This is a genomic window from Falsiroseomonas sp., from assembly GCF_030695085.1.
Lineage (GTDB): Bacteria > Pseudomonadota > Alphaproteobacteria > Acetobacterales > Acetobacteraceae > Falsiroseomonas.
This window is the reverse complement of the sequence record NZ_JAUYTS010000219.1, coordinates 1-1,783: the sequence shown is the minus strand read 5'-3', so window position 1 is coordinate 1,783 and position 1,783 is coordinate 1. Positions and strand designations below refer to the sequence as shown.

The window sequence follows — 1,783 nt, the reverse complement described above, 5'->3', positions numbered from 1 at the left end:
CTCATCCGCGGCGGCGTCGTCATCACCATGGACCCGGCGCGCCGCGTGCTGCCGGATGGCGCGGTCGCCATCAAGGATGGCCGCATCCAGGCCGTCGGCCCGTCCGATGAGGTGGAAGCCGCCCATCCCCATGCGAGGCAGGTGATCGAGGCGCGCGGCCGCGCCATCCTGCCCGGGCTGATCGATGGCCACGCCCATGCCGGCCATGGGCTGGTGAAGACCATGGGCAACAATGACAGCGCCGGCTGGATGGAAGCCTGCCGCGTCATCTACACCCTGGCCTCCCCGCCCAGCTTCTGGCGGGCGGAGGCGAAGCTGGCGGCGTTCGAGCGGCTGCGCTTCGGCGTCACCACCGGCGTGTCGCTGCTCGGCGGTGGCGACAGCATCGGCCGGGTGGACGACACCGCCTTCACCGACGCCCATGCCGAGGCCACGGAAGAAGTCGGCATCCGCAGCCTGCTGGTGCTCGGCCCGACCCGTCCGCCCTTCCCGCGCCCCTATGTCGGGCCGGATGGGGTGGAGCGCCCGGTATCCTTCGAGCAGCAGCTCGATGTCATCACCGCCAGTGTCGAGAAGTGGCACAACAAGGGCCGCGTGAAGGTGGCAACGCTGATGCCGGTCTATCGTGAAGCGAAGCACGATCCGGCCAAGGTGCGCGAGATCGAGCGCCAGGGGCATCTGGTGCGCGAAGCCGGGCGGTCCCGCGGCGCGCCCTTCCACCAGGACGGCCATCGCGGCGGCAGCATCGAGATGGCGGACCGCATGTTCGGCCTGCTCGGCCCCGATGCCTGGCTCAGCCACTGCACCGAACTGACCGATGCGGATATCGACACGCTGGTTCGGACCGGCACCTCCGTGGTGCACAACCCCTCCGCCATCGCTGCCGTGCGCGGCTATTGCCCGGCGCCGAAGATGATGGAGGCGGGTGTGACGGTGATGATCGGCTCGGACGCCACGGCGCCGGACCGCTCGGGCGACATGTTCCGCCACATGTTCCAGTGCATCCGCTACCACCAGCGCCATTTCCGCGACGAGACGATGATGCCGCCCGGCAAGGCGCTGGAGATGGTGACCATCGACGCCGCGCACGGCCTCGGCCTGGGGCATGAGATCGGCAGCCTGGAGGTCGGCAAGAAGGCGGATGTGATCACCGTCGATCTCTCCGCCCCGCATATGGTACCGGCCAACATGCCGGTGGCGCGCGTGGTCTACTTCGCCAACGGCCAGGACGTGCTGGATGTGGTGGTGGATGGCCAGGTTCTGATGCGCAACCGCAACTGCCCGCATCTGGACGCGACGGACATCGCGACCGCCGCGTGGCGGGAGACGGATGCGATGCTGGACCGCGCCAAGCTGCGCCACATGGTGGTGGAGAATCCGGGCTGGGGCCAGACGCGGCGGTGACGCCCCTTTGGCATTCCCTCAGACGCGGCGCTGACGCCCCATTGGTATTCCCGCAGACGCGGCGCTGACGCCCCTTTGGTATTCACGCAGACGCGGCGCTGACGCCGCGGCATGTGAGGCAGGTTTTGCCAGCCCACGCTTGACCCGACGCGGCGGAATGGGGGAGGGATCGGACATGGTTCCATTCCGCCGTGCCATTCCCGCCGCCGCCCTGCTGGCGTTGTTCGCCCTCGGCCAGGGTGCGGCCGCGCAATCCAGCCTGGCGCCCAGCCAGGGCAGCCTGCCGCCGCCGCGGCCCGCCAACCAGGCGGCGCCGCGGCTGGTGCCGTCCGAGCAGCCGCGTTCCCTGGCCGTGCCCAGCCGCCCCGCAACCCAGCCG

2 protein-coding genes are annotated in these 1,783 nt (G+C 70.1%); both read left to right on the top strand.

Going from position 1 to position 1,783, the window contains the following annotated elements; all coding sequences use genetic code 11:
- Positions 1-1,404: amidohydrolase family protein (locus tag Q8S40_RS22725; protein ID WP_305672231.1), on the top strand; the 1,404-nt coding region annotated here is incomplete at its 5' end.
- A gap of 175 nt (positions 1,405-1,579) precedes the next feature.
- A partial coding sequence (locus Q8S40_RS22720; RefSeq protein WP_305672230.1) for a hypothetical protein occupies positions 1,580-1,783 on the top strand: 204 nt, incomplete at its 3' end.